At 40.5% G+C, this 22,799-nt stretch carries 17 protein-coding genes and 1 pseudogene; 12 read left to right on the top strand and 6 right to left on the bottom strand.

Annotated elements, in window-relative coordinates; all coding sequences use genetic code 11:
* Nucleotides 1-98: 98 nt before the first annotated feature.
* From V7K27_RS33560 to V7K27_RS33550, 3 genes are all read right to left on the bottom strand, one after another.
* Nucleotides 99-5,348 carry a beta-ketoacyl synthase N-terminal-like domain-containing protein gene (locus V7K27_RS33560; protein WP_334953055.1) on the bottom strand — a complete coding sequence of 1,750 codons (5,250 nt, stop codon included), beginning with the start codon at nt 5,346-5,348 and terminating at the stop codon, nt 99-101.
* A gap of 287 nt (nt 5,349-5,635) precedes the next feature.
* The gene (locus V7K27_RS33555) at nt 5,636-6,001 is read right to left on the bottom strand and encodes a helix-turn-helix domain-containing protein (protein WP_334953054.1); all 366 of its coding nucleotides are present in this window, start codon (nt 5,999-6,001) and stop codon (nt 5,636-5,638) included.
* Nucleotides 6,002-6,832: 831 nt separating this feature from the next.
* A complete protein-coding gene (locus V7K27_RS33550; protein ID WP_334953053.1) occupies nt 6,833-7,531 on the bottom strand; it encodes a trypsin-like serine peptidase in 699 nt (232 codons plus the stop codon).
* Nucleotides 7,532-7,570: 39 nt separating this feature from the next.
* On the opposite strand from V7K27_RS33550, the gene V7K27_RS33545 reads away from it, so the two are divergent.
* The 10 genes and pseudogenes from V7K27_RS33545 to V7K27_RS33500 all read left to right on the top strand — a co-directional run bounded on the left by V7K27_RS33545 (nt 7,571) and on the right by V7K27_RS33500 (nt 16,908).
* Entirely contained in the window at nt 7,571-7,792 is a 222-nt protein-coding gene (locus V7K27_RS33545) for a transposase (RefSeq protein WP_334953052.1), read from the top strand.
* A gap of 262 nt (nt 7,793-8,054) precedes the next feature.
* A pseudogene (locus tag V7K27_RS33540) lies at nt 8,055-9,062 on the top strand (IS1634 family transposase); the annotation flags it as partial.
* A gap of 200 nt (nt 9,063-9,262) precedes the next feature.
* Complete coding sequence (locus tag V7K27_RS33535; RefSeq protein WP_334953051.1) at nt 9,263-10,882, top strand: SDR family NAD(P)-dependent oxidoreductase; 1,620 nt, start codon at nt 9,263-9,265, stop codon at nt 10,880-10,882.
* Between the two features lie 170 nt (nt 10,883-11,052).
* The gene (locus V7K27_RS33530) at nt 11,053-11,211 is read left to right on the top strand and encodes a hypothetical protein (protein ID WP_334953049.1); all 159 of its coding nucleotides are present in this window, start codon (nt 11,053-11,055) and stop codon (nt 11,209-11,211) included.
* Nucleotides 11,212-11,217: 6 nt separating this feature from the next.
* The gene (locus V7K27_RS33525; protein ID WP_334953048.1) at nt 11,218-11,577 is read left to right on the top strand and encodes a hypothetical protein; all 360 of its coding nucleotides are present in this window, start codon (nt 11,218-11,220) and stop codon (nt 11,575-11,577) included.
* Nucleotides 11,578-11,653: 76 nt separating this feature from the next.
* Nucleotides 11,654-12,844 carry an LLM class flavin-dependent oxidoreductase gene (locus tag V7K27_RS33520; protein ID WP_334953046.1) on the top strand — a complete coding sequence of 397 codons (1,191 nt, stop codon included), beginning with the start codon at nt 11,654-11,656 and terminating at the stop codon, nt 12,842-12,844.
* Nucleotides 12,845-13,013: 169 nt separating this feature from the next.
* Nucleotides 13,014-14,087, top strand: a complete 1,074-nt coding sequence (locus V7K27_RS33515; protein ID WP_334953045.1) for an aliphatic sulfonate ABC transporter substrate-binding protein — start codon at nt 13,014-13,016, stop codon at nt 14,085-14,087.
* A 305-nt stretch (nt 14,088-14,392) separates the two neighbouring features.
* Entirely contained in the window at nt 14,393-15,427 is a 1,035-nt protein-coding gene (locus tag V7K27_RS33510) for an ABC transporter substrate-binding protein (protein WP_334953044.1), read from the top strand.
* A 24-nt stretch (nt 15,428-15,451) separates the two neighbouring features.
* Nucleotides 15,452-16,648: an acyl-CoA dehydrogenase family protein gene (locus V7K27_RS33505; RefSeq protein WP_334953043.1), complete on the top strand. Its 1,197-nt coding sequence runs from the start codon at nt 15,452-15,454 to the stop codon at nt 16,646-16,648.
* Between the two features lie 83 nt (nt 16,649-16,731).
* Complete coding sequence (locus V7K27_RS33500) at nt 16,732-16,908, top strand: hypothetical protein (protein WP_334953042.1); 177 nt, start codon at nt 16,732-16,734, stop codon at nt 16,906-16,908.
* Between the two features lie 8 nt (nt 16,909-16,916).
* Here the strand turns inward: V7K27_RS33500 and V7K27_RS33495 are convergent, their stop codons facing one another.
* The gene (locus V7K27_RS33495; protein WP_334953041.1) at nt 16,917-17,999 is read right to left on the bottom strand and encodes a tetratricopeptide repeat protein; all 1,083 of its coding nucleotides are present in this window, start codon (nt 17,997-17,999) and stop codon (nt 16,917-16,919) included.
* Between the two features lie 319 nt (nt 18,000-18,318).
* On the opposite strand from V7K27_RS33495, the gene V7K27_RS33490 reads away from it, so the two are divergent.
* Both V7K27_RS33490 and V7K27_RS33485 read left to right on the top strand, forming a co-directional pair.
* On the top strand, nt 18,319-19,227 hold the full coding sequence (locus V7K27_RS33490; RefSeq protein WP_334953040.1) for a hypothetical protein: 909 nt from the start codon (nt 18,319-18,321) through the stop codon (nt 19,225-19,227).
* Between the two features lie 14 nt (nt 19,228-19,241).
* Nucleotides 19,242-21,164 (top strand): Hsp70 family protein, encoded by a 1,923-nt coding sequence (locus V7K27_RS33485; RefSeq protein WP_334953039.1) that lies wholly within the window; start codon nt 19,242-19,244, stop codon nt 21,162-21,164.
* A gap of 304 nt (nt 21,165-21,468) precedes the next feature.
* On the opposite strand, the gene V7K27_RS33480 is transcribed toward V7K27_RS33485, so the two are convergent.
* Nucleotides 21,469-21,687 carry a hypothetical protein gene (locus tag V7K27_RS33480; protein WP_334953037.1) on the bottom strand — a complete coding sequence of 73 codons (219 nt, stop codon included), beginning with the start codon at nt 21,685-21,687 and terminating at the stop codon, nt 21,469-21,471.
* 299 nt (nt 21,688-21,986) lie between these two features.
* A partial coding sequence (locus tag V7K27_RS33475; RefSeq protein WP_334953036.1) for a dihydroxy-acid dehydratase domain-containing protein occupies nt 21,987-22,799 on the bottom strand: 813 nt, incomplete at its 5' end.

Raw genomic sequence — 22,799 nt, 5'->3', positions numbered from 1 at the left:
GTTAAGTTCCACTTAAGTTCCACACTACATGAACGAAAGTAATAAGAGCTTGTTGCCGTTTTTGCGTAAGTCCTGAATAATTAAAACCTCAGCAGGTATTAGCTATCTGCTGTACTAATTAGAGTTGTTCGTCCTTGTGAACCATAAGCAACTTCGGAAATATAAAGATTTGGATCATGCAGTTCGGCAATGATGTGATGTGCTGATTGTTCAGCATCAATACCAGGACTCAGGTCAATTGCTCGACAAAATACATTTTCCCATTCCCATTTCAAACTTTTGGTTAATCCAAACAAGCTACCACCGATGACATTGAAATTAACTTGACCTGAAAGTCCAAAGGCTCCATCAAGACGAGCTACAGTGCAAAAACAACTGCGTCCGTAGCTTGCAGCATCTTTGAGAGATTTTTTCAGATGTTTTGCTATCAGGAATATATGTTTAACAATCGCCTTTTCTTCTTTCAAATAAGTCATTTTATCGTTATCGTTTGCTACGAGCTTAGGATGGAGATGAATAAAAATGCCAACTAGTCCGTAATTTGTGGTAATTTCACTCAACTTTTCCTGTAAATGTTCTTCGCTCAAATTTTCCAACATAATACGATTTATGCTTTGGGGTAATGGCTGTTGATGGAGAAGTGATTGAGGAAAACTTAAAACAACAACTTTAAAACCTCGATCAATAAGTAACTGAGCTAGTTTGGTAGTCGTAGGAGAACCATCATCGGTAAGTAAACTGATGTATCCCTGCGGTAGTGTAAATCCTAAAAAATCTGGTCGAGGAAGAAATTTGAGTTCTACCGGACTACGAACAATATTGTGGTCATTATGCTCTAAAAGCTGTTGCTGGTTATTAGACTCATTGAATAACTTTTTTTTTTCACCGGCAGCTAGCTGTTGAATATATTCGACTATTTCACGGATAGTACGTTTTTCTGCAAGTTGTTCCAAATTTGGTTGTGGTAAATCAGGATATAAGGCTTGCATCGCGGCTAAAATTTCCACGCGCTTGATAGAATCGATTCCCAAATCTGCTTCCAAATCCATGTCAAGTTCCAACATTTCTACTGGATAACCTGTTTTATCGCTTGTAATTGCAAGTAACTTATCGCTCAACTCCGTAAAATCAATTTCGACCCCTAGTTCCTGGTCTTCAGATTCTAATTCAAATCTTGTAGTAGCTATTTCTGGTAATTGTTCGGATTGAGTAAGTGCCGATTCTCTATTTTGAAAAATATCTTTTTGAGGATTTGCTAATGTTTGCAGATATTCTACTATCTGAGCGATAGTACGTTTTTCTGCAAGTTGTTCTAAATTTGGTTGTGGTAAATCAGGATATAAGGCTTGCATCGCGGCTAAAATTTCCACGCGCTTGATAGAATCGATTCCCAAATCTGCTTCCAAATCCATGTCAAGTTCCAACATTTCTACTGGATAACCTGTTTTATCGCTTGTAATACTTAACAAGTCATTACCTAGTTGCTCAATATCAATATTTACGGTTGGAGTAACAGCAACTTCTGCCTGAGTAGAAAAAGTAGATGCTAAAGGAGTAAATGTTTCTTGATTATTCCATTCTTCAATTTTTCTCTCTTCCCATCCCTTAGCAGTTTCAACAGCAAATCTTTCTTGATTATTCCATTCTTCAACGTTTTTATCTTCCCATACCTCAGCAGCATCATCGGCTATTAAGTTGCTGTTAACAGCAACCGCAGTTTCAATAGCAAATGTTTCTTGATTATTCCATTCTTCAACTTTTTTATTTTCCCATACTTCAGGAGTATCAACCGCAGTTTCAATAGCAGGCGATTCAAAATTAGCGATATGTTTACCATTTGATGCAATGGATTTTGCAGATGAATTTGCTGATATATCATTTGGCAACTGAGAAAATTCAATTACTTGCTGTTTTTGGGTATGAAAAACTAAATTAGAATATTCTTGTTGTAATCTATCAAAAAACTGTCTGCTGTTTTCTACCTGATGTTGAAGATATTGCTCGTGAACGCGTAGGGTTTCACTATGATGGTTATGAAACTGCAACATACCACGTTCTAAACTTCCAATTATTTCAGGTGGAAGTTCTCCACGATTGTCTGTAAACTTACCATTAGTAAATAAATTATTCTGTTGCTGTATCAGTTGGAAAAACGTTTTGATGTAATCCTGCTGATGGCTAAGATACTGCTCATGCAGTTGTAGATTATTGCTTTGATGTTCCTGAAATTGGTTCAGCAAGTATTCTAAACTTTCTAAAACTCGTTGATTATTTATAGTTTTGTCTGATTTAATAGACATATTTAACCCTGGTACTGGAAGTTTTTTTGGTGTAGAAATATTAGTTACGGACTTACCATTATCTCCATTATCATGCATATTACTTAGATTAGTTTCAAGCACTTTTGAAATCATCGGTGAATTTAAAGAACCATTTTGATGTGATTTGACCTGATGACCATCAATTAACGCATTTTCAAATGCTTTTTTCGTTTTTTCAGAAACATAGTTTGTACTGCTCAAACGTACTTTAAAATTTTCCTTTTGCGAAATTACAGGAAGTTCAGAAGATATTTGATAAGGGTCAATATGCTTTAATTGGAGTCCGGCTACACGCAATTGCACAACAGCTTCTCGCAATGAAAGGTCACTATCTTTTTCGTTGCTAGGGTTCAATGCTACAGCTATATGTGGACGATGACCTAAAATATCTTTTATAAAGTTAGTTAAAACTCGTTTTGGGCCAAACTCAACAAAGCAATAACCTCCATCTGCATAGATATTTTCAATCTCTTGATGAAACAATATGGAGTTTGAGAGATGATTTTCTAGTGTTTTGCTAATTAGTTCCGTTTCACTAGAATAAAGCTTACCTGTAACATTTGTATAAACTGATATTTTTGGTTTTCTAAAAGTTACACGCTTACAAGCGCTAGCAAATCCTTTGCGAGCAAATTCAATCAACGGTGTATGGAAAGCAGCTGCAACAGGTAATAGTACCGCAGTCGTACCTTGATTTTGTAAAATCTGCTGTATTTTGGTTATCTGAGCAGAATTTCCTGCCAGGACAACTTGATGTGGAGAGTTAAAGTTAGCTACTTTAACTTGCGGAAATTGATCAACTAATTCTTTGACTTTATCAATGTCTTCTTTAACCGCAAGCATTTTCCCAGCATCACCATTCTGAGAAGTTGCCATCGCTTGTCCTCTAGCTTTTACCAAGAAGCAATAATCTTCTTCACTCAGTACACCCGCAGCCCACAATGCGGTTAATTCTCCAAAGCTATGTCCGGCAGCAAAATCAGCTTGAAACCCTGCTTTTTGCAAAATTTGATACATTCCTGCACTCAAACCTGCGATCGCAGGTTGAGCATACTCTGTTCTTTGTAGTGCAGTAGCTTGGGCATCTTTTTCTGTTTGGGTAAAAACTGGTGATGGAAAAACAATCTGCGACACCGACTGTAAATTATCTTGGCGCAATAGGGCATCCATACGCCCGTAAAGTTGTTGTAATTCTGGAAAATTGATTACCAATTCTTTACCCATCTCTAAGTATTGGGAACCTTGTCCAGAAAATAACGCTACTACTTTTCCTGATAAATCCATCCCACAACTACGGTAATAAATTCCTTGTGGATGATCCCAACAACTGAGGTTCGATTTGTCTTTTAAAGAATCAATTATTATTTGCAGAAATTTACTAGCCTCAATACGAGACACTACAACAAATCCTACTCTTGCTGCCGAAAGGGGAATTTGAACTGATTTGCAACCTTCTATTAATTCTGTATAATATCTATCGCATAAATTGGACTCAAGCTGATTGAGAAGTTCTTGACACTTACTTAATAATTGGACTGGGGTTTCGGCAAATAGCAAGACTGTATCTGGAGTCGGTTGCAAACGATAAGCTTCATTATGCTTGCCTAAGTATTCTTCCAGAACAACATGATAATTACTGCCGCCAAACCCAAAAGAACTTACACCTGCTCGTCTTGGCGTTTCATTATCATGAATCCAAGGTCTAGTTTCGGTATTTAAATAGAATGGTGAATCTTCTATATTGAATTTTGGGTTTGGCTGAGTAATGTTGATTGTCGGTGGTAATATCTTATGATGTAGCGCTAGAGAAGCTTTTATTAGGCTTGCTGCACCCGCAGCTGCTTTAGTGTGTCCAATTTGGGATTTAACACTGCCAAGAGCAATGTGTGGCAAACCATTGCGTTCTCCAAAAAATTCCTTCAAAGATGCGAATTCCGTAAGGTCACCAGCTAGAGTAGCTGTACCATGCGCTTCTATCAAACCAACAGTTTCACAACCAAAGCCTGCATCTTCATATGCGCGTTGTAATGCTTTGACCTGCCCCTCTTTTCGCGGTGCATAAATACTTTTAAATCGTCCATCACTAGAAGCACCAATTCCCTTGATGACCGCATAAATTTTATCATCATCCCTTTCCGCATCTTCAAGGCGTTTGAGTACTAACATCCCAATACCTTCTCCTAAAAGCATCCCATCAGATTGGGCATCGAAAGGGCGGATATTTCCACTAGCAGACATCGCAGGTGTTTTACTAAAAGAAATATACATAGTGATTGAGTTATTAGTATCTACCCCACCAGTCAATATCATGTCAGATCGATGTTCGATCAATTCACTAATCGCAACCTTCAAAGCACTCAATGAACTGGCACAAGCTGCATCAACAACACAGTTTATACCTCCAAAATTAAAGCGATTGGCAATTCTTCCCGCAACTACATTTGCCAACATACCAGGAAGAGCATTTTCGTCCCACTCTACATATGCACTCTTGATTTTCGCAATGATTTTCTGCGTATCTTCATCAGACAAACCACTGCTTTTTAAAACTTTTTCCCAAACAGGATAGTGAAGCCTTGCAGTAAGTGGCATACCTAGCTGATTGGACTGTTGAACCCCTAAAACAACCCCAACTGTTTCACGATTAAAATCATGTTTTTCATTGTAGCCAGCATCCTCCATTGCTTCTTTGGCTACTACCAAACTCAATAGTTGGGAAATATCAGTTACTTCTAAAATATTAGGTGGAAGTCCAAATTCCATCGGGGAGAAATCGATATCTGGTATAAAACCACCCCTTTTACAATATGTTTTTTCCGGTGCTTTTGGGTCTGGGTTATAGTAATCATCGATGTTCCACCGTGAGAGCGGAACATCAATAATACAATCAACTTTTTTAATAATATTTTCCCAATATTCTCGCAAGTTTCTGGCTTTGGGAAATAGAGAAGCCATACCAATAATGGCAATAGGAGTATTATGTAATTTTTTATTAATTGTTGTTGTAGTTTGCATGGATTTTTGCATTTGGCTATTTTGGCACGAAATCAGTTTCAACAAAGTTTTTTCACAATGAGTTATCTCATGAGATAACTTTGCTATAGCTAACTAAGTAGGCGGGAAAAATATCAAGTATGTAACGAAAAGTTAACTAGAGGGACTAGAGTTAACTTTAACACCTTGTGTACTGTAGTTTCCTCTTTTTCTCCTAGCTTGAACTATGACTCTTTCTGGCTCGTTTCCAAATGACCCCCTTTTTTTTAAGTACCCGTCTTAATCTGTCGGGACTCAGTTGAATTTGGCGGTAAGCGAAGCTATGCCGAAGGCTTATCGCTCTCTAACTTTTCAGCTAATTGAAGACTATTATATGTACGTGGTTCTTTTTTGAGGCATTCTTCCAAAAATACTATGTCCTCTTCCTTGTACTTTGTCTTTCCCCCTCGACTTGGTAACTCCCAAAGTCCTTCTATACCTAGTTTTTGCCATTTATGTAAAACCTCTCTGACTGTTTGTGGATTCCAGTTAAAGTGAGCAGCTATTTTCTCGACGTACCAGCCATGTGCATTTAACCTGATTATCTCTGCTCGGTCTTTGACTTTCTGCGGTGCATCCGCAGTTCTTAGGTTTAATAGAGTTTTATCTTGATCGCGAGTCAAAAACACCCTTAAACGAGCGCCCATATCTTAGTCACCTCGGTAGATGCATTCTCCGTATTTATCTTTACATAGTTTGGTTTTTTCGCGCCGACTTAGTTATGTCAACATTCTTAAAGTACATATATATACTTATCACTATATACTGTACATATACTCATCATATATACTGATGTTATGTGTACTTTTTGGAAATATTTCCTTTGGTATATTTCTTGCTTTTCATTTTTTCTAGCTCCCTAAAAAATGGGTGAACCGCGAGTAATCAGGTTTAAAAGCATTTGGTTGATGGTTATAATACATCTTAGCATTCAACCTTACTAAAAACAGGGAGCAACGCTCCAAAGTGAGATCGGGGTTTAATTCTCAGTTACATAGCTAGATTCTCAATAAAAACAGGTATTTGGCTGCGATCGCACTATTAAACAGGTCATTTATACGCCTAATTTTTTTAGCACCTCACAAAATTGTTACATAACTATAATTTTTTCCGCCGACTTACTTAGTCCCGATCAGCGTAAACTAGACCAAGTAGAGCGGGATAATCTTAAGTACAACACTGCTTATACAGTTTTAACGCTGCGCCATGATGAAGATTGGGGGGCGAAGTTGGTAATTTTAGCAAGTCTATAAACTGATAATTAGTAGACACGCCTCTCTCTAGCAGGTGTTTGTATTCTGGATGTACTGTTTCTAACTCTTCAAGCAGAGATTGAAAATCAGGCTGAGAACTGAATGCGGTGCAAGGGAATAGAACCACCAGAGCGACCTAAAGAGTGCAGTAATCTAACAGAGGTACGCTCCACATAGTTATCAACCGTCTTAGCCATTGTTTGCACCTCCAGTTATTATGCCTAACTATCTCGATAAATGGGTATAAATCTCCGGTGTATTTTTCTGGAGGTCATTCAACAATGCGATCGCACTCGTTCCCGCGTTACGTAAATACCTTTGTTGGGTATTTGGTTGTACTAACATACCACCGCTATGGTGAATACCAACCACCTGAAAATCATCATCGAAAACAGGCGACCCCGATGAACCTGGTTCTGTACTAGTAGTATATTGCAATACTTGATTATCGGCGTAAGCAACAAAGTTATTCTGTATGGAGATTTTCTTTAAATGCCCACCTGGATGCTGAATAATTGCTACGCGGTCATCTCGCCGCATTAGTTTACTTTTGAAGATTAAAGGCTTGCCGAAGCCGGGTACTTCTTTCAGGGTTACTACTGTATAGTCCAATGCTTCGTTAGTGTAAAAAGCACCTCCGGCTAAAGCTCCAATAGTCTGTATTGGGCATTGCTTACCTTTAATATCCAGTTGATAGTTAAAGCTAAAATCACTTTTCTCTCCTACTTCTTGACTATTAATAACGTGATTGTTCGTCATTAGTAAATCAGGGGCAATCATAAAACCTGTGCCTAAACCGTCTGGAGTGGCGATCCGAACCACGGCTTTTGAAGCTTCTAGAGCCAAGTTTAAAATGTAGATATCACGTAATGTATTTTCCCCAATAATTTTTTCTTTACAGCAATTTTCAGGTAATTGAACCACAAAATCGGTAAAGTAGATATGAAGTGATTGTTTGATTCGATGCCAGTATCTTACTCAGGGGATTTGCGCCGTCGTGTGATTGCAGGGTGGGAAGCTCATGTTGGCTCTCAACGCCACTTGGCTCAACAATTCAAGGTAAGCTTGTCATTTGTACGAAACCTACTGCGTCATTATCGTCAAAATGGAGAAATTGAAGCGAAACAACGTGGGGGACACCAAAAGCCAACGATTCAAAAAGCCATACAGACTTTGAAACACTAATTTCACAAAAAGAAATTACTGGCATTGAAGCTCAAGGAGTAAAATCAACTCAAATTTGGGAACAGCTAAAATGCGCTAGCCCAGAAGACTTAGCCTTATTTTGGGTTGTGGCCGAGTTTGGTGTCATAATTGAAGTCGCAAGTCGCAAGTCGCAAGTCGCAAGTAAGAACTCCCGGTTCGCCCATTTTTTTAGGAGTTAGGAAAATAAATATACCTAAAAGCGTATTTTCAAAAATGAATAAGTAGGTATAAGTTCGGGGCTATGGCAACAGAACCCATAATCACAAAGGAACGAGTCGATGATATACCCTTACTGCTGGCACAAATAGAGCGTATGGGGATAAAAGAATTGATAGACAAGCATTTCCCAACACATGGAAACTGGCAAGGTGAGAGTTTGGGTAGCGTAGTGGCAATTTGGTTGACACACATATTATCGCAAGCGGATCATCGTTTAAATCAGGTTCAAGGCTGGGCTTTTAAGCGGCTAGAAACCTTGAAAGCATTTTGTGGAGAAGATTTACACGAATTAGACCTAACGGATGACCGTCTAGAAGCGGTATTACGTTATCTCGACAGCGATGCCTTCGGCGGCAAGCTACGCAACTGGTACTCATTTGAGGAAGAACTAGGAGGAAGTTTACTACAAGTGTACAATATCACCCCTGAAAGGGTGCCTATGGATAGTACAACAGCTTCAAGCTACTGTGGGGTTAATCCAGAAGGGTTATTTCAATGGGGTCATAGTAAAGACCACCGTCCAGACTTGGCACAAGTCAAAATAATGTTATCAACATTAGACCCCTTAGGTATGCCAATTGCAACGGAAATATTGTCAGGAGAAAAAGCCGATGACCCATTATATATTCCAGCAATAGACAAAGTACGTTCAACGCTAAAACAGTCAGGGTTACTATATATTGGTGACTGTAAAATGTCATCAATAGCGACAATAACTCATATAGTATTAGGTGGAGATTTTTATCTATGTCCTTTAAGTGCCAAGCAAGTATCCTCAGAACAGCTAATAGAATATATTCAACCAGTTTGGGATAATCAACAAGAATTGACAACTATAAACTATGACTATGCGGATGGAAAAATAAAAGATATAGCTGAAGGATTTGAAAGAAAAATTCTTCAAGAAATAGAAATTGATGGGCAAGACATATCTTGGTCAGAACGACAATTAATTGTACGCTCATTTGCAATTGCACAGACAGAAGAAAAGTATCTACGCTCACGAATACAGAAAACTGTAGATGCTCTCTTGACGGCTCTTTCTCCCTTACAGCAGCGTATTCTTGTTTTACTCGGCTTTCCCATCAGTATTTATACTCAACTTGATGGTCAATCTTTTACCCCTGAATAGCCTTTCTTCTAACTCCCAAAAAAATGAGCGAACCGGGAGTTAATACTGACTAGATTTCTGGCAATTACTTGGAAATAAATACTAAGAGAGCGGAAATTATGCAAGTGTGTCTGGTTACAGGTGGTAATTCGGGTGTAGGTTTAATGACGGCTATAGGTTTAGCCAAATTAGGCAATCATGTATTTATTGCCTGTCGTTCGGCAAATAAAGCCGCAAAAGCTATAGACTACATCCGCCAAACCACCGGAAATGAAAATGTGAAATTTTTACCTCTTGATCTAGCTTCTTTAGATTCAGTTCGTAAGTGTGTAAAATTATTTAATGGCTATAATTTGCCATTAAATATATTAGTCAACAATGCGGGGATATTCAACAACAGAGGTACAACCAAAGAAGGTTTTGAACTGATTTGGGGAACGAACTATTTAGGTCATTTTTTGCTGACTTATTTATTACTAGAAAATTTGCAAAAATCTGCTCCTAGCCGCATTATTATGTTAGCATCAGATTTGGCATTATCTCCAAGTGGTATTGACTGGAATTTATTAGTTAAAAAAACACCTTTTAATTTCCTAAAATTATATGCCGTTTCAAAACTCTGTTTATTGCTTTTAACAAGAGAACTTTCTCAGCGATTAAATAATTCTCAAGTCACTGTTAACGCCATACATCCAGGCTTCGTACAATCAAATATTACTAGATGGCATCGTCTCAGTAAATATTTAGGTTTAGGTATTTCTTCGGAAGCCGGAGCATATAGTACCCTTGTTTGTGCTACTTCCCCAGATTATCAAAATATTAGTGGAAAATTTTTAGATAGTCACGCTCAAGAAATTATATTACCTGAAATAGCACAAAATCAAGAATTATCACAGCAATTATGGGAATGTAGTTTATTATGGGCTGGTTGCAACCAACAGCAGAATACAAAGAAAATTAATTATGATGGTACTGATGAAATATGGGGGCCAAATTCTCTGAGTTTAAGCAGTAATGAAATAGTTGATATTACCCAATACATTTTTGATAATATTATCCGAAAAATTCCAATAAATATATTATTAAAACAGGTGGTTAAATCATTTATTAGATTTGATATTGGTTCGTTATTCATTATATTAGTTCAAGTTTATACTAGATGTTTTTACATGGAAAGACATTTAGATTCACCTGTGATTTTGCAATTATGTGAAGATCAAAAATTATTAGAGAAGCTTAATGTTCATTTAGGGGATAATTTAGTATTATGGCGGTCAGAACTTTGGGTAAATTATCCCGCCCAGCAATTAATTCCTTTTTGGCATCAAGACTCTTATTCTAAACTTCTGGAAGGAGATGGTAAAACTATTTATGCTTATATAGCTTTGACAGAAGTTAATGAATATAATGGATTTGAGTATATACCTAATATTTACTTAAAAAATTGCCAAATAAAAGGAACCGATCCTTTTAGTGGTAATCACTTTTTTGAAATCACTGATGAAGTTGCAAAAAAAGCTATTCCTGTAGTGTTACGTCCTGGTGAGTTTGTACTATTTACTAATACACTATTACATCGTTCAGTACGTAATAATAGTGGTAAAGTCAGACTTTCTTTAACGCTAAGGTTGACTCAGCCAGGGGTAAAAGTTTTACCAGGTTATACTTCTAATTACCAGAAGCCTGTAGTTTTGCAATCACAAAATAGCGTTGATCCTAAGAGAATGTCTCAAAAGTAAGAAAGCTCACGTAAGTCTATTCTGTCGTGAGAACAAATACTTAAGTATTGAAAATAATTTTGCAAGAGGTCTTGGGGAAAATTTGGGAGTATCAAACTACGGTAATTCTGTAGATTTTTGGTACTTTACAAAACTTAAATACATCTAAAACCCTTACAGAGGAATGGTTTTTGTCGAGTGCAGTCGGTGGCTTGAATCTGTTACCAGATGTAATCGCCTCAAGGGTGGAAACATTCTTCAACTTTGTAGTGCCAAAGTCGCGTCACCCAGAAATAGCAATTGCTTCACCACTCACCAACATAGATTTTCCACAGGAGATTCGGAGATAGAAACTAATGATTAAGAGTCCAGAGAAACTTGCAGATACAACAATTCAATTTTCGGCTCGGGTGAGAGCAAATTCACCGGAACTCCAGCAGCTTTTTGATTTTATTGCTCTGGGAGCAAGCGATCGCGATCGCGATCGCATCCTTCCTTATAATGTGGTTGAATTTATCCGGCATTCTAGGTTAGGTGCATTGCGAATCCCCGTTGCCGAAGCTCCAACTTTGATCGTCATTGGCGCAACGCCCGTACCTTATCCTCACACAACCCAAATCGCTTTAAGGCTCGTGCGATCGGCGACTACGAGATCAACGGTACACCATTGCCGCAGCGAGGATTCTTCTAATTTTGTTCAGATCCCTGACTTCTAACCTATGGGAAACCACTTTATGAGCATTTATTAGAAGTCGGGGATCTTGCAGGCAACCGAAACCGTTGAGAGGAACAATGAGTACAATTGACACTACTTTTTTGAGAGCAAGTAAAGAGGCGATCGCCTCTCCAACAGACTATCCCCAAAGTCCATTATCCCAAGCTCTCCGGCAGCCAGTACTGCTAGGGCTGTTCTTACCGATTCATCACGGTGGTTGGAGTTCTTCTAACCTCCCGCGTACTACAGACTGGTCGTTTGATTACAATGCTAAACTGACCCAAAAAGCTGAGGAGCTAGGTTTTGACCTAGTTTTCGGCTATTCCACATGGCAGCCGAAGGGCGGACAAGGGCCAACTCGGACAGAAGCAGGTTTAGATGCCTTCATTGCCATTGCCTCCCTTGCCGCCATTACCTCACGCATTCTATTAATCTCAACAATTCACGTCCTCTACGGGCCTTGGCATCCCATCCATCTGGCTAAATTTGGTGCGACACTTGACCACATTTCTAAAGGTCGCTGGGGAATTAATGTTGTCACCGGACACCGGGCTTATGAGCATGAATTGTTCGGCTGGAGCCAAATCGAACACGATCGCCGCTATGAACTTGCTGATGAATTTGTCACCGTCCTCAAACGACTCTGGTGGGAAACGGAGAATTTTTCTTACAAAAGTCAGAGTTCTTGGCAGTTTAAGGATGCCTACATCAGCCCCCGTCCGCTTTATGGTCGCCCCATCCTAGTTAACGCCACTGGTTCGGATGCTGGCATCGAGTTTGCGGGTCGCCATTCTGATATCGTATTTATCACCAGTCCGGCTGGTGGTGACATAGAAAGCGCCTTGTCGTCGTTACCCGCCCATACAGCCCGTGTGAAACAATCGGCGATCGCTAATGGTAGACAAGTCCGCACTCTCCTAAATCCGCTTATTGTCGTGCGTGAAACTGAAAAAGAGGCAGAAGAATATGCTCAGGCGATAATCGACCATGCCGATTATCAGTCAATTGCTGGACGTTCAGGCGTCAGCAGCGATGCACACGCCTGGAGGGGACATCAAAAGGGAAATCTGCGTCATGGCGTTGGCAGTGCGATCGGCGGTAATGTGCAGTTAATCGGTTCACCCGAACAAATCACCGAGCAACTTTTGCAGCTGAATAAAGCTGGTGTCGATGGCTTCCAGCTTGCCTTCTACGATTTTGAGCCTGATCTGGATTTCTTCGGTAAGCGCGTTCTACCACTACTGAAACAGGCTGGACTTCGAGTCTAAGTTCTCCAACCTAGCTAATACCAATTCTCTAAAATCGGGCAACACATTCAAAATTTGACTTTCTTATTTCTAAATACTACGGTAAATCAATCGATTTAGTGTAATATAATCCTTATGATCATAGATATGGCTGCTTAAACTCCTAAAAATTGATATCAAGGAGTCAATTGTGGTGAATTATTTAAAAGAACATCGCTTTCAGTACAAACAAAAATGTTCTGCCAGTACAATCTTTGCGATCGCAGCGTCTTTTCTTGGTTTGATAGCTTCTAGTTGCAGTCAACAAACAGCTATCAATGCCACAGCTAACTCAGATTCCTCTTCAAAAACTCTCACTACCAAAACTACAGAGAAAAACAATGTGATTCGCTTGGGCTACCAAAAAGGTGGGATTATTCCCATTGCGCGTCAACGAGGTGAGTTAGAGCGTCAGTTAGCCACGCAAAATATTAAAGTTGAATGGAGTGGGCCATTTGACCGTTGCGCTACGCTTTTAAATGTTCTCAATGGTAATCGGGCAGATATTGGCGGATGTGGTGATATTCCTTCCATCTCTGGAATTGCTGCTGGACAACCTCTTTGTATTGGTTCTGTACAGCGTCCTAGTCCAAATTCTTTGAGTAGTGCCATCTTAGTTCGTGGTGATTCTCCCATTCGGAACCCGGCTGATTTAGTAGGTAAAAAAGTTGCAGTTAATCAAGGTGGTGCGGGCGAATATCTGTTATTAAAAGTTTTGGAAAAAGAAAATATTCCTTCATATAAAGTCCAGCGAGTTTATTTATCACCGAATGACGCTGCACCTGCTCTATATCAAGGTTCTGTTGATGCGTGGGCAGTTTGGGAACCTTATATTTCCATTGCCCAATTAGAACATAAGGCGCGAAGAATCACCACTACACACCCTGCTCCTACCTACGGCATTATGGTTGTTCGTGGTGATGCAGCTAAAGAAAATCCTGTAGCCGTGAAAGCTGCTCTTACTGCTTTGAGTGAGGATGGTGAATGGTTAAATCAACATACTAATGCTGCATCAGATTTTTTAGTTAAACAGCTAAAAGTCTCTGATGCGGTAGCCAAGCAAGTGACTAAAAATCGAGGCCCAGAGTCTTACGTATTTCCTAATGCTGAAGATATCGCCAAGCTTCAGAAAACAGCTGATTGGTTATTAGAGCAAAAAATTATTCCGCAACGAGTAGATATTACAACGGCAGTGTGTCCGTTAGAAACTACCGCCGCTAGGTAGCAAAGATACAGTATTCGATCCATCTATCTTAATCCATGTCATGGGTAACGATACTGATAGCATTTGGCGACATCATTGTCATCCCGAACAAAAGAGTCTGCGGTCTTTACGCTCTGGATATTCCAATGTACTTATAAAACAAGAAAGAGAGAATCATGGCAAATTTCACTAGACATTTTCAATTTGGAGGTCAACTTTCGTAGTGGCGGGTCTGAATCCCCCACTAATTGATTCTGAATTCTGAATTCTGACTTCTGGATTCTTCTTCAATTTTCTTCGTTGTCTTTTTATACCCAAAAATTAACGTGTCTACCAATTGGCTATCGCAGAATTTTTTCTTCCCTCTGGGTTGCTTATTAGCTCTAGCAACAACAGCTTGCTCAGAGGTGAAGTCTACCAGTCCGGCAACGATCGCTGCTAATCATAGTCCATCCCAAATCGCAGTGTCGAATACAACTCAATTGCATGTTGCTAAATATAAAGGTGGCTGGGACTTAAATTTAAAGTTAGCTGGACTAGATCATTTCCCTTATCAAACTCAATTTACTGAGTTTACTGGGGGTAATTTGATGGTACAGTCAATCAATGCTGGTGTGATTGACTTGGGATCTGCTAGTGAAATTCCGCCGATTTTTGCGATTGAATCGAAAGCATCTGTAAAAATTATTGCGACTCTCAAAGGTCCGACGGTTGGTCAAGTTGTACTCGTACCCAAGGACTCGACTGCCCAAACGATCGCCGATCTTAAAGGTAAGAATGTGGGTTACGTTAAAGCTACAACTGCCCACTACTTCCTGATTAAGATGTTGGAGAAAGTCGGGCTAACGATGAAGGATATCAATGCAATTCCTTTATCAATACCCGATGGGCTTTCGGCTTTTCGTAAAGGACAGCTTGATGCTTGGGCTACCTACGGTTATTCCATCCCCCAAGCCAAAAAAGAAGGGGCGCGGGTGCTAGAATCTGCAAAAGATATTTTGAGTGGTAACTTCGTGATTATTGCTTCACCCAATGCGATCGCCGATCCCCAAAAGAAAGTAGCGATCGCTGATTTTCTCTGTCGTTTGCAGAAATCCCAAACTTGGCGGGAATCTAATCTCAAGCAATGGTCGAAGAATTATGCAACTACCATTGATGTTGATGAAGGCATCGTTTATCAGGATGCCAAGCAAGGACAACAACAGCGTCGTCAAGAATTACTTCCTGTTTCTGATGCAGCTATTGCTTCTGAGCAAAAAGTTGCTGATACCTTTTTTAAAGCGGGTGTAATTTCCACAAAAGTTGATGTGAAACAACTTTGGGACAGCAGTTTTAACGAAGATATCGCCAAATGCCAATAATTGCAGCAAGAAGTAAAAAGCTAAATGTCAAAATCACCTATTTTAGAAGCATCCGCGATCTCAACAGCAAAATTCTCGCCCAATCTCTTGGATCTGGTCGATTCTCTTGCTGCCGATTTTGCCACCCGCGCCCCCATCCACGATCGCAATAGTTCGTTTCCATTTGAAAACTTTGATGCTCTCCACAAAGCAAAATTATTGAGTCTGACTGTACCAGTAGAGTTTGGTGGGCTGGCTGTAGGATATACCACAGCCTGTCGGGTGATTGAAAAGATAGCCACTGGTGATGCTTCCACTGCCTTAGTACTGACGATGCACTACTTACAACACGCTAATGCCGCCCGACACCGACGCTGGCATCCCACTGTCTATGAAAAGCTGTGTCGGGAGTCTGTGCAAGGTATAGCTTTGCTAAATGCTGCCCGTGTGGAGCCGGAATTAGGTACACCAGCCAGAGGGGGATTACCTGCAACGATTGCCAAACGTACATCTGATGGTTGGTTAATAACTGGCCATAAACAATACACTACTGGCAGTCCGATTTTGCGTTACTTCGTAGTTTGGGCGCGGACAGATGATGATGAACAGCAAGTAGGGAGTTTTTTAATTCCTCGTGACATTCCAGGGCTGAAGATTGTGGAAACTTGGGATCACTTGGGGATGCGGGCAACAGGCAGTCACGACTTGATTCTAGAAGATGCCTGCATTCCCACAGAGTATGCCTTAGATGTCTGCCCTGTAAAGGCTTGGTCACAACCCGATCCCTTAATGTTGGCAGTTGGTAGTTTGTTCTTAAGTGCGTTGTATCAAGGGGTAGCAACAGCAGCACGAGACTGGTTAGTTGATTATTTAAATGAGCGATCGCCTACTAATTTAGGTGCAAGTCTAGCAACTTTACCCCACTTTCAAACATCTGTTGGTGAAATTGAAGCATTACTATATGTCAACCATCGATTAATTTACAGTCTGGCAGCAGATATTGACAAAGGTGAACACGAGCCGAATGTTAATTTGCAAGCACAAACAGTGAAATATTTGGCTACAAGTAATGCCATTCGAGCCGTAGAAATTGGTTTAAAACTGGCTGGAAATCCAGGTCTATCTAAAAAAAATCCGCTTGAAAGACATTATCGAGATGTTCTTTGTAGCCGTATTCATACACCCCAAAATGATGTAATTTGTTTGTCTTTGGGTAAGTCGGCATTGAGTATTAAAAGTTAAAAATATAAAATATAAAATTAGAGGACAAATTTCCAGGGGCAACTTGGCTACCGATAATTTGTGAAAATCCTGCTGCCATACCGATGACTTGGCCAAAGCCCGGAATTAAATTTAACAGCCTACTCATTAGGGGATTGCTAATGAGTGTGATGCTCACCATCAGCGTGCTGGGAGTCCGGCAAATGGGAGGATTGCAAACATGGGAATTACAAAGAAAGGCAGAGGGCAGAGGGCAGAAGGCAGAAGGAAAGAAGTACTAATAAAAACTTTAGTTCTGGGTTATTGCCCAGTTTATAAAAAGAATTGTATCGAGACGCGTAGCGCTCTTCCACAAAGCGTCCAAGATCAACCCCACGTTTTTAAACGTGGGTTCCCTTCTGCCTTCTGCCTCCTGCCTTCTGCCTTCTGAAAGGCTTACGATCAATTGATGCGATCGCGTCCCCAAGAAAAGCAAGATCCGCGTCTGTTGATAGTCACTGTTACCGATGGATGCGATCGCATTGTCAGGCGATACAATGTCCAACCATGAGTCCGTGTCTGCAGCGGTTTTTTTTCGGAATTGCATTAGACTTTGGGCAAAGTTAATCCGGGCAGAAATTGCTGTCCGACTAACGGGTAAGTCGTGAAGCTGAGTTTTAATTTGGGAGGACAATGTTTGAAAAGCTGACAATTGCTCAGTTTTCAGCAGTAGTCTTAGTTGATTAGCTTCAGCTTGGATGCGTGTAGTGGGTGAGGTTGCAGTTTTGATAGTTTGTTGATAATATTTTATAGCTGTTTGCGTGTCTTGCTGAACACGGGCTGTATTACCCAGACTGAGGAGAATATCAGCGATCGCTTCCAAATCTTGCAACGATGAAGGTATTTCTAAACTTTGCTGCAATATTTGCCGAGATGTTTCTAAATCACCAGTGACTTGCACCACATTACCGAGACTATGCAAGGCTGCAACTTTAACAGGTGAGTTGGGTTGACTTTGGAGAATCTGGGTAGTTTCTCTTAACGTCTTCTCGGCTTGACGATAAAATCCTAAAGTTTGCAAAGCTTGGGCTTGGTTAATCCGATTTTGAATAGCTGCCCTTTCATCGCCTATTTTAGTATAAATGTCAAGTGATACTCGCCAAGTATCCAATGCATCTTCAGCTTTGCTTTGAGCCAATTGCAGGCGACCTTTGATATCTAGAACTTGGGCTAGAATTTGCGAAGAGTCTTTGGTGTTTTTAGTAGTTTGTAATAAGTTGAGACTTTGAGCGATCGCAGTTTCTGCCTCTGACCACTGTTCCAATTGCTGATAAGCTAATGATAAATTACCCAGTGCGAGGTCATGCGACGCCGAATAGCCCCTCGTAGACATCGCTCTCTCCAATGGTGAGGAAGCGTTGCCTATCTTTTTGACCTTGGCTCAAGGTTGGAGGTAGTGTCCAAACTCCGCCCGGATAGTCCTTGGTATCTTTTGGGTTGGCGTTAATCTCTGCTTTGCGGAAACACCAGATAAAAACTGACAGTAAGAGTGTGTATTATAATACGTTAATTTTATTAGGAGTGAAAATTACCAAACTATTGTTTGCTAGTTATAATTGCTCTCGCTCCGCGCGTATATAGCGCAAAATCAGAATGAACAAATAACTGTTCATTTCACTCCTATTAGTAACGTTAAAGTCTTAGCCAACGCAATGAAAACCATAAGTTCACTTTTTAGCGAAGAACGCAACCAACTTCAGACAGATATTGATAACACAACCAATATTGAGGAGATAGTTAAGCTGGTTCAGAACCGAATCGATCATCTCGAAAGAATTTACATTGAAAAGCTTAATCTGGCTCAAGTTCGTCTGGCTAACTTTTTTCTGGATACACTCCGACAATCCATTGCCACTCTCGCTGCGGCTAACTATTCTCAAGTCGCTCCAACAGAGCGAAAGCAATTTACTAACCCAGGTACAAAGTTTCTTCCCAACAAATTAATTCTGAAAGTACTACAGGCACTCATTTATATAGGCATCTTAGGTTCGTTATTTTCTTTAACTAAAAATACCCCAGGTGTTTGGATGGCTATCTTGTTAACCTCTATACTTCTGGGACTAGAAGTTGTGCTTCAACTTGACTTAAACAACCAGCAAAATAATTATATGTCTTTAGAAGTATTAGAATTACCTCAACCTCTTCTCAGAGTTGATAGCAAAGTATTTCTAGATCACCTTGGCGATGCTCTCAACACGATTGACCTAGCAGTGGCTAGAGTAGAAGAATCGAATAAACATGAAAGCGACCTAGCAATAGAAGAACTGCCAGAGCTATTGAATTTTCTGCAAAGGCTAATGGGCGCATCAAAACTTGATAAACCCCAAATGGCTCATGAACTGGCGAAACTTCTGCCACAGATTTTAATGTCTCAGGGAATTAACACTCAAATTTACCGACCAAATGACCCTGATAGCGATCGCGAGTATTTTGACTTTGAGCCAAGTATCGACCCCGATACCAAAGATCACGTAACTCTAACTCCTGCTCTGTTAAAAGGCGATCGCTTAATTAGGCGCGGTCGGGTAATTGAGCCAGCATATTCCTCTTCTAGAGAATAATAGACAATAAGGGTATGGAAATTTTAGAAACAATCGGTTTTGATTTGGGGCACGGTGAGACGGCTGTAGCTAAAGCTATAGTGGAAAGCATCGAACCCCCCCAGATGCTGGAGATTAATAACAAGAAGAACCAAATTACGGCTCTTGGTTGGCATCCTAAACTTGGTTATCTTGTCGGAGAACAAGCATTAATTCAAGCTGGCGTTACCCAACTGACAATTTCTTTTAAGCAAAAACCCAACAACGATCCCAAATATCGGGAAACAATTAGCACTTTTGTGGCAACCTACTACCGCCTTTTGAAAGAAAGCAAACAAGTTGAAGGTGGAGAAAGTAGCTATTTTTACATCGGTTGCCCTTCCGGATGGTCAGTTAGCGATCGCTTAGAATACCAAAAGCTACTTCTTGAAGCTGGCATTCCCCAACTTCATGTTGTACCCGAATCGCGGGCTGCTTTCATGCAAGCCAAGGAAGCCGGGAAGCTTGAGTATGACAAACTAGTTGCATCGGTGCTAATTGTCGATATTGGTTCTTCAACCACAGATTTTACTTTGGTTAAGAGCTTAGAAGAGATCCCGATAGATTTCGGGAGTAATACTTTGGGAGCATCCCTAATTGACAAGGCTATTTTTGCCCGGACTCTCGCCAACCACGAACAAAAAGCATTACTCGAAAAAGTATTTAAGGAATATCCCCATCACCAAGCTCGTTGTGAACTTGCTTGCCGCAAAGCTAAAGAAGATTACTTTTCTAATGAACAGCTATACAACGATCCCGAATCCTTTGCGCGTGGGTTTGAGTCTATTAACGAGCAAATTTATTTTATTCCCCAAGTAAATAAATTGATCATGGAGAAAATCTTAAACGAACCCTTACCTGAGCTAGGGCTTCATAGTTGGATTCAAACGTTTAGTGACTCTTTAAATGAGGCAAAAGAAAAGTTGGAAAAACTTGGAATCGTGCCAAAACTTGTGCTGATGACTGGCGGCGCATCTCGGATGAAGTTTACCCACTTTCTTTGTCAGGAAATGTTTCCCGAACCAGAAACGCTGCTCCGTCCTGATCCAGAACCGGAACGGTGCATTGCACTGGGTTTAGCACGAGTAGGAAGATGGGATCTGCGTGCTGCTGCTTTTAAACAAGAAGTCAACAAACTATTTACCTCGAATCAGCTTAAAGGTTTGATTGAGACACATATCCCGGAGTTAATCCAATCATTAACTAAGCCTTTGACTGATGGCTTGATTGTTAACGCAGTTAAACCAGGTTTAAAAGATTGGCAAAAAAACAAAATACGGACTTTAGCAGATTTGGAAACATCTTTAATCAGTGGTGCAGAACAGTGGCTCAAAAGCGATCTCGCTGTGCAGATAATTAATCATCAATGCGCTTTTTGGTTTAGCAATAAAATCCAACCAGATTTAGCTGCACAAACCGATCCAATTTGTCGAAAGTTTCAGATACCTAGAAGCAGCTTAAGGTTTCAGGATAGCATTGACCCAAATTTTGTTAACCCAGAGCTACGAATTGGAGATGCTATCCTTGCTGAAACAGTGGCGTTTATCGTCAATGTAGTAATTGGTGGAGGTACTGTAGCTAGCATAATCACTCTAATCCTAACTGGACACTTAACCTGGCCTATTGCATTAGTATATGGGGCTTCGGTTATGGCGGCAGGAATGGAGCTAAATCGCAAGAGTGTTCAAGAAGTAATCAAGACAAATGTGGATGTACCTAGTTGGGTTCGTTCTAGTTTTTTAAGTGACAAAAAAATTGAGGATATGTGTGAGCAGATAAAGCCGCAGTTAGAGAAAGTTATTCAAGAACAACTGACAGCAGATCAACAGGCTTTTGACAAACTGATTGTCAAAGTTGAGCAAGGGCTTCAAAAAAGCCTTTCCAACAAAGTGAAATCTTGCATAATTTTGATTCAATAGTGGTCAAACAACATTCCACCGTGTACTGAGCGTAACAATCGCCGCGTTCTTCTCCAATGTCTTGCCCAAACCGACATCATCGGCAATAAATAAACAAACCGACTCTCGGCATCAGCAAAGCTTTGCGTAGTGGTTCTAGCTGATACGCTTTGACTTCTATACCTGCTCACTTTGAGGTAGCTTCCTTGCAGTAGAGATCGCTTTATGGTTTCTGATGAAAATTTCTCTACTAATTTTGTACAATTGCCCCCAAAGTGCCATTGACCGCACGTAAATAATCAGATGGGTATTAGTCGTTAAGAGGTTATCTTTCTCTGTATTCAGACTCCAAAACACTCAACAGCTTCTCCTCCACCGCAGTCAAATACGGGCGCTTTAACTCTCCCAGGTACTTCAACATAGCACTTCGGGCATCTTCCAAGTTTTCGTTTTCCCGTAACTTATGAATGCGATCGCAAAGGAGCTGCATCTGCTGACATTCCGACTCCAGGTAGTTCAGTGGCTTCAGGTGGTCGATTCTCACAGTGCTGGTGCTGATCCTGATCAATTAAAAGCTATTGAAATTTATGATGCTCAACAATGCCGATATCCGTGATGTAGCAAATAGCCTGGGAAGTCTTGCACCCGCTGGCACGATTAAAACTATGGTACTAAAGGAAAAATCTCATTAACGCCAAAAGCATTTGCCCTTCTTTAAATCTAAAGAAGCTTGTCAACAGCGCTGAATCTAGCCTGAAGTAGAGAGTCAGGAGGCATCTTTATTCTGGCTCCTGACTCCTCAAAACTTTAAAAGTGAAACTTAAATGGCTATTGGCTTAATAACTAGTTATTGAACAAATCCAAATCTGTCACGGCCCCAAGACTGCTAGAAGATACCAATTTGGAATATTTCGCCAACACGCCTTTAGTGTAACGTGGTGCAGGAGGTTGCCAATTAGCACGACGACGAGCTAATTCTGACTCAGATATGTTCAACTGCAATAAACGAGCGGGTGCATCAATAGTAATACTATCGCCTTCTTCTACAAGAGCGATCGCACCACCAACTGCGGCTTCTGGAGCAACATGACCAACTACCATGCCGTAAGTACCGCCAGAAAAGCGTCCGTCGGTAATTAATCCCACGGCATCACCCAAACCAGCACCGATAATTGCCGAAGTGGGAGCCAACATTTCGCGCATCCCAGGACCGCCTTTAGGTCCTTCGTAGCGGATGACTAGAATATCACCAGCTTGAATCTTACCCGCCAAAATTGCATCTAAAGAGGCTTCTTCCGATTCAAACACCCGTGCGGGCCCAGTAATTACTGGCTTTTTCACCCCGGTAATTTTGGCGACAGATCCTTCTGTTGCCAGATTACCTCTGAGAATAGCTAAATGTCCTTGAGCATACATCGGGTTATTCCAAGTCCGAATAATATCTTGGTTGGCGGATGGTTCTTCAGGGATGTCTGCTAATATCTCTGCAATTGTTTGACCGCTAATGGTGAGGCTATCACTGTGTAATAAATCATGCACAAGTAGCATCTTCATTACTTGCGGAATGCCACCAGCTTTGTGCAAATCTGTAGCGACATATTTACCGCTTGGTTTTAAATCACACAAAACTGGAACGCGGGCGCGGATAGTTTCAAA

The sequence above is a fragment of the Nostoc sp. genome (genome assembly GCF_036919575.1).
In the GTDB taxonomy this organism is placed as follows: Bacteria; Cyanobacteriota; Cyanobacteriia; order Cyanobacteriales; family Nostocaceae; genus Nostoc.
Note: the sequence above shows the minus strand (reverse complement) of the source record. Positions and strands in the feature narration are given on the sequence as shown.